At 71.5% G+C, this 6,715-nt stretch carries 6 protein-coding genes; 3 read left to right on the forward strand and 3 right to left on the reverse strand.

Annotated elements, in window-relative coordinates; all coding sequences use genetic code 11:
* From AC5LSR_RS03130 to AC5LSR_RS03140, 3 genes are all read left to right on the forward strand, one after another.
* On the forward strand, positions 1 to 1,248 hold a 1,248-nt coding region (locus AC5LSR_RS03130), incomplete at its 5' end, for a toxic anion resistance protein (protein ID WP_493468122.1).
* Between the two features lie 131 nt (positions 1,249 to 1,379).
* Positions 1,380 to 2,963 carry a substrate-binding domain-containing protein gene (locus tag AC5LSR_RS03135; protein WP_250281167.1) on the forward strand — a complete coding sequence of 528 codons (1,584 nt, stop codon included), beginning with the start codon at positions 1,380 to 1,382 and terminating at the stop codon, positions 2,961 to 2,963.
* 75 nt (positions 2,964 to 3,038) lie between these two features.
* Positions 3,039 to 3,746 (forward strand): hypothetical protein, encoded by a 708-nt coding sequence (locus AC5LSR_RS03140; protein ID WP_250281165.1) that lies wholly within the window; start codon positions 3,039 to 3,041, stop codon positions 3,744 to 3,746.
* Positions 3,747 to 3,819: 73 nt separating this feature from the next.
* On the opposite strand, the gene AC5LSR_RS03145 is transcribed toward AC5LSR_RS03140, so the two are convergent.
* From AC5LSR_RS03145 to AC5LSR_RS03155, 3 genes are all read right to left on the reverse strand, one after another.
* The gene (locus AC5LSR_RS03145; RefSeq protein ID WP_493464338.1) at positions 3,820 to 5,205 is read right to left on the reverse strand and encodes a glycine--tRNA ligase; all 1,386 of its coding nucleotides are present in this window, start codon (positions 5,203 to 5,205) and stop codon (positions 3,820 to 3,822) included.
* 175 nt (positions 5,206 to 5,380) lie between these two features.
* Positions 5,381 to 5,752, reverse strand: coding sequence for an antibiotic biosynthesis monooxygenase family protein (locus tag AC5LSR_RS03150; RefSeq protein WP_250281163.1), 372 nt, complete (start codon positions 5,750 to 5,752; stop codon positions 5,381 to 5,383).
* A gap of 97 nt (positions 5,753 to 5,849) precedes the next feature.
* The gene (locus AC5LSR_RS03155) at positions 5,850 to 6,653 is read right to left on the reverse strand and encodes an isoprenyl transferase (RefSeq protein ID WP_250281210.1); all 804 of its coding nucleotides are present in this window, start codon (positions 6,651 to 6,653) and stop codon (positions 5,850 to 5,852) included.
* Positions 6,654 to 6,715: the final 62 nt, after the last annotated feature.

The following is a 6,715-nucleotide window of genomic DNA, read 5'->3' on the forward strand; positions in this document are numbered from 1 at the left end:
CCACCGGCACCACCGGCACCCGCACCGCGGGCGGCCGCGGACGACACCGGCGCGCAGCTGGTCCTGGTGCCGCCCGCGGCCGTCGCGCCGGTCACCCCCGAGCAGGCCGGGCCCGCCGTCCCGATCAGCCCTCAGGCGGCCGCGCGCCTGGCCGACCAGGCGGTGGCCTTCGCCGACGCCCTGGTCGGCATCGACCCGGCCTCCCCCGCCTTCACCACCAAGGTCGCCGCGGTGCACCGGATGGGCGAGAAGGAGATCCGCGCGTCCGCCTCGGTCTCCAACCGGCTGCTGGACAGGCCGGCACGGGCGATGAGCACCGGCGCGCTCGACGCGACCTCGTCGGTGTCGGCCTCCCTGGTGGAGCTGCACAGGGTGGTCGGCGACCTCGATCCGTCCAGGGCGAACCTGCTGGGCCCGAAAAAACTGCTCGGCGTGATCCCGTTCGGGAACCGGCTGCGGGACTACTTCGCCTCCTACCGGTCGTCACAGGCCCATCTGGACGCGATCCTGCAGGCGCTGCGGAACGGGCAGGAGGAGCTGCGGCGGGACAACGCCGCGATCGAGCAGGAAAAACACAATCTGTGGACCACCATGGGCCAGCTGCGCGAGTACATCCAGCTGGCCGCGAACCTCGACGCCGAACTTGTCACCCGGATCGACCGGATCAGCGCCAGCGACCCGGAACGGGCTCGGACGCTGCGCGAGGACGTCCTGTTCTACGTGCGGCAGAAACACCAGGACCTGCTCACCCAGCTCGCGGTCAGCGCGCAGGGCTACCTCGCGCTGGAGATGGTCCGGCGCAACAACCTCGAACTGATCAAGGGTGTGGACCGGGCGAGCACGACGACCGTCGCGGCGCTGCGCACCGCGGTGATCGTCGCGCAGGCGCTGGCCAACCAGAAGCTGGTGCTCGACCAGATCTCCGCGTTGAACGAGACGACCGAGCGCATCATCGTCGGCACCTCGGAGCTGCTGCGGCAGCAGACCGGCCGGATCCACGAGCAGGCGGCGTCCTCGGCCGTGTCGGTGCAGGCCCTCCAGCAGGCGTTCGCCAACATCTACGCCACGATCGACACGATCGACGGATACCGCAGCGCCGCGCTGGAGAACATGCGGACCACGGTGGAGACCCTGTCCGAGGAGATGGGGAAGGCAGCCGCCTACCTGGACCGGGCCGCCGCGGCCGCTCCCGCCGAGGCCGCTTCGGCCACGGCCGGGGAGCTGGAGATCTCCGGCGGCGGGCGGTGACCCGCCGCCCCCGTTCCCCGCACGCGAGGGCGTCGTCGCGACTCGGAGCACCCTCTGGTCCGGCCACTCGAACCGTCACCTTCAGCCATGGTCCCACGCGCGGCAGACGCGGGCGCTCGCTGCGCACGGCCGTGTTCGGGCTTCTCGCCGCGTGCGCGACCGTGTTCGCCGTGGCCTCCTGCGGCTCCGGCTCCGACCCGCCGCCGGAGCCCGGCCCGGGCAGACCGGGTGTGCTGCGGATACTCGCCGGCTCGGAGGTCGCCGACGTCGAACCGCTGCTGGACGACCTGCGCGCGGCCACCGGGGTCACGGTGCGGCTGACCTACACCGGCACGCTCGACGGCGCCGAGAAGATCATCGGACATTCCTCGGGAGCGGACGCCGTCTGGTTCTCCTCCGACCGCTACCTGCGCCTGCTGCCCGGTGGCGCGACAGCGGCCGTCGCCCGTACCCCGGTCATGGAATCACCGGTGGTCCTCGGCGTCCGGAGCTCGCTCGCCACGAAGTTCGGCTGGACGGGCAACCCGAACGTCACCTGGTCGGACATTGCCGCGAAGGTCGCCTCGGGTGAGCTGACGTACGCCATGACGAACCCGGCGGCGTCCAACTCCGGGTTCAGCGCGCTGGTGGGTGTCGCGGCCGCGCTCGCCGGAACGTCGGACGCGCTGCGGGCCTCCGACATCCGCGGTGACGCGCTGACATCGTTCTTCTCGGGGCAGACGCTCACCGCGGGCAGCTCGGGCTGGCTCGCCGACGCCTTCGCCGCCCGCCCGCAGGACGCCGGCGGTATGATCAACTACGAGTCGGTGCTGCTGTCCCTGCAGCGCTCCGGCCGGCTGCACGAGCCGCTGACCATCGTCTATCCCAGGGACGGCATCATCACCGCCGACTACCCCATGCTCCTGCTCGACCCGGCCCGGCGGGACGAGTACACCCGGGTGGTGAACTGGCTGCGCAGCCCCGCGGCCCAACGGCGGCTACAGACCGACACCAACCGCCGCCCGGCCGTCCCGGGCGTGCCGCTCGACCCGAGGTTTCCCGCGGCCCGCCTGATCGAACTGCCCTTCCCCGCCACCCAGGCGGTCGCCGACGAGCTGCTGGGCTCCTACTTCGACCGTTTCCGCCGGCCGTCACACGCGATCTTCGTACTGGACGGGTCCGGTTCCATGGCCGGCCAGCGCCTGGCCGGCCTGAAGTCCGCGCTGGCGGGGCTCACCGGCGGCGACACCTCGCTCTCCGGCCGGTTCACCCGGTTCCGCGGCCGGGAGAAGATCACTCTGCTGCTCTTCAACAGCTCGGTCGGCAGGCCCCGCGAGTTCGTCGTGACCGACGCGCAGGCGTCCTCACCGGACCTGGCCGCGGTCCGCTCGTACATCGACGGCCTACAGGTGCAAGGAGGAACAGCCATCTACTCCGCGCTCACGGACGCCTACCATCTTGCTTCCAGCTCGATCGTCCGGGATCCCGGATATCTGACGTCGATCGTCCTGATGACGGATGGCGAGAACAACACCGGGCTGTCAGCCGCGCAGTTCCGCGCCGACTACCAGGAGCTCCCCCAGCAGGCCCGGGACGTCCGCACATTCTGCGTCATCTTCGGCGAGGCACGCCCGGACGACCTGCGTTCGATCGCCACCGACACCGGTGGCGCGACGTTCGACGCGCGGGCGTCCTCGCTGGCGGAGGCGTTCAAGGACATCCGTGGCTATCAGTGACCACCGTGGCTCCGGCGCACGCGACCGGGGCATGCGCGACATCACGGGGAGCCAGGCCGCCGGCCGGGAACGGCGGTGACGGTGGTCCGGCTGCCGCGGCCTGACCCACCGCCACCGCCACCGCCGTCGACCAGCGGGCCCCGCGGGAAGGTGCTGGCCTGGCTCGGATCACCGAAGAACATCGCCGGCTGCACCGGCGCGATCGGCGGACTGGGGCTGACCGTCACCGGCGTGGCCGGCTCGCCGGAGTGGCCGTTCGTCGTCACCGCTCTGTATGCGATAGGCGCCCTGGTGGCCCCGGCCGCCCGCCCGGCGGCGCCGGCCGGGGCCCGACCGCGCGTCGCCGAGCTCCGCACGGTCGTCGACGCGCAGTTGCGGATCCTGGCCGCCCATGCGCCGGCCGAGATCACCACGGCCGCGGCGCGGGTTGCCGACGCGCTGCGGGAGGTGCTCGACCGCCCCCACCTGCTGCGTGCCGGCTCCCCCGAGACGTTCGTGATCGTGCGGACCATCGACGACTACCTGCCGACCGCGCTGGAGGTGTATCTCGGCCTGCCGCCCCGGTACGCCGAGACACACCGGCTGGACGACGGGCGTACCCCGCGCCAGGTCGTCGTCGACCAGCTGGGCCTGCTGGAGAAGGGCGTACGGGACGTCACCGAGGCGGCGGCGGCCGGGGACACCGCCAGGCTGCTGTCCCACGGCCGCTTCCTCGCGGACCGGTTCGGCTCGACAGACCTCGACCTGCCAGGCCCGACCGGCCCGACGGGCCCGACGGTGTGATCATCCCGTCGGCACGGCCGCGTCCGGCCTGGCTTCCTGGACAGTTCCCAGGTGGGGAGCCCGGCCGGAGGCGTCAGCAGGGGCCGAGCTTGGCGTTGAGGTAGGAGACCACCTGGTCCATGGCGACGCGTTCCTGCGCCATGGTGTCGCGCTCACGGATGGTGACCGCCTGGTCCTGCAACGAGTCGAAGTCGACCGTGAGGCAGAACGGTGTGCCGATCTCGTCCTGCCGGCGGTAGCGGCGCCCGATCGCGCCGGCATCGTCGAAGTCGACGTTCCAGTGCCGGCGCAGCGCCGCGGCCAGGTCGCGGGCGACCGGCGACAGGTCGGCGTTGCGCGACAGCGGCAGCACCGCGGCCTTCACCGGCGCGAGCCGCCGGTCCAGCCGGAGCACCACCCGGCGGTCCACCCCGCCCTTGGTGTTGGGCGCGGTGTCCTCCGCGTAGGCGTCCAGCAGGAACACCAGGGTGGCGCGGTCCACCCCGGCCGCGGGTTCGATGACATAGGGGGTGTAGCGGGTGCCGGTGGCCTGCTCGAAATAGGTCAGGTCCGCGCCGGACGCCTTCGCGTGCACGGACAGGTCGTAGTCCGTCCGGTTAGCGACGCCTTCCAGCTCGCCCCATTCCAGGCCGGCGAAGTCGAAGCGGTACTCGATGTCGACGGTCCGTTTCGAGTAGTGGGAGAGCTTCTCCTTCGGATGCTCGAAATGACGCAGGTTCTCCGCCCGGACGCCGAGGTCGCGGTACCACTTCGTCCGCTCGTCGATCCAGTACTGGTGCCAGGTCTCGTCCTCGCCCGGCGGGACGAAGAACTCCATCTCCATCTGCTCGAACTCACGGGTCCGGAAGATGAAGTTGCCCGGGGTGATCTCGTTGCGGAACGACTTGCCGATCTGGCCGATCCCGAACGGCGGCTTGCGCCGGGCCGTCGCCTGGACGTTCGCGTAGTTGATGAAAATGCCCTGGGCCGTCTCCGGGCGCAGGTAGGCCAGGCCGGAGGCGTCCTCGACCGGGCCCAGGTAGGTCTTGAGCAGGCCGTTGAACATCCGCGGCTCGGTGAACGTGCCACGGGAGCCGCAGTTCGGGCAGGCGACCTCGCCGAGGGACGTCGGCGGCCGGCCGCGCCTGGCCTCGAACGCCTCCTCCAGATGGTCGGCGCGGAACCGCTTGTGGCAGGACAGGCACTCGGTCAGCGGGTCGACGAAGACCTGCACGTGGCCGCTGGTCTCCCAGACCTCGCGGGCGAGGATCACGCACGAGTCGAGGCCGACGACGTCCTCCCGGCCCTGGACCATGGCCTTCCACCAGGCGCGCTTGACGTTGTTCTTCAGCTCGACCCCGAGCGGACCGTAGTCCCACGAGGCCCGCAGGCCACCGTAGATCTCGCTCGAGGGGAAGACCAACCCCCGGCGCTTGCACAGACTGACGATGGTGTCCATGCGGTCGGATGCACTGGCCACGCGGGCGCTCCCTTCCTCTCTGCCCGGTGTCAACGGTGACATGGGCGGTGGGGTCCTCGACCCGGTCTCCGGCCCGCGCAGAGGATCAGGTGCCGTCGAGGGAGTCGAGCACCCAGCGTACGGGCCAAACGGCGATCATGACCGCGCAGGTGTGGTCTTGCCCGCGGCCGGCCGGTCATCCCGGCGGCCTGTCACCGGGCCCGGCGGTGGCGGCGTCCGACGCCAGGTCGGAGCCACCACGGCGGACGGGGCCGCCGGCGGCCTCATGCGCCAGCAGCACCTCGAACGCGCCCGGCTCGTCGACGGCGTAGGCCATCAGCGGCGTCAGCTCCATCCGGACGTCGAAGGCCCCCAGCGCCCGGCGCCAGGCCCCCACCCCGTCCCATTCGGATGTGATGACCCAGAGCTCCGGGTCGTCCACGGCGCGTCCCAGCCGGGCCGAGCGGTAGCCTCGCGCACCGGCGAGAACGGCCAGCGTCCGCTCCGCGCGCTCACGGAAGGCAGCGGCATCTTCCGCTGGGACCCGTAGCCGGGTGACGACAATCACCGCACGGTTCTATCAGCCCGCCCGCCCCGGCCGGGCTACCGCCGGGGCACACCCGGATCAGGCCCCGGGATCAGGCTCCCCGGATCAGGCCCCGGGATCAGACCCCGGAGGGATGGGCGACGACACCGCCATAGCGGCGGTCCCGCTTGGCGAAGTCCAGGCAGGCCGCCCACAGGTCCCGCCGGTCGAAGTCCGGCCACAGCCGTTCGACGAACACGAACTCCGCGTAGGCCGCCTGCCAGAGCAGGAAGTTGCTCAGCCGCTGCTCCCCGGAGGTGCGGATCAGCAGGTCGACGTCGGGCATCTCCGGCTCGTCGAGATAGCGGGCGAGGGTGTCCTCGTCGATGCGGTCCGGCCGCAGCCGGCCGTCGCGGACGTCCCGGGCGATGGCGGCGGCGGCGTCGGCGAGCTCGGCCCGCCCGCCGTAGTTGACGCACATCACCAGGGTGAGACGGTCGTTCCCGCGGGTGCGTTCCTCGGCCGTCTCCAGCCGCCGGATGACGTTGCTCCACAGCCGGGGACGCCGCCCGGCCCACCGGACCCGGACCCCGAGCGTGTCCATGTCGTCGATACGCCGGCCGAACACCCCGTCGGTGAAACGCATCAGGAACGCGACCTCGTCCGGCGACCGTTTCCAGTTCTCGGTGGAGAAGGCGTACACCGACAGCCAGCGGACGCCGAGTTCGATGGCCCCCTCCACACAGTCGAAGAGGGCGTCCTCACCGGCTTCGTGGCCCTTCGTCCGGGGCAGGCCACGCATTTTCGCCCACCGGCCGTTGCCGTCCATGACGATGGCGACGTGTCGTGGGATCAACGCGGAAGGAATCTCCGGCGGGCATGCGCCGGAAGGATGTGGGTGAGGCGCCCGGAACTGCCCAGCCCCCCCGTTACGCAGATTCACCGGCTCGGCCCCCCTCCTGCTTGTTGACGGCCTTGTGACGGCCTTGTGGCGGCCTTACGGCC

This window comes from Protofrankia sp. CiP1_Cm_nod4 (assembly GCF_982290645.1).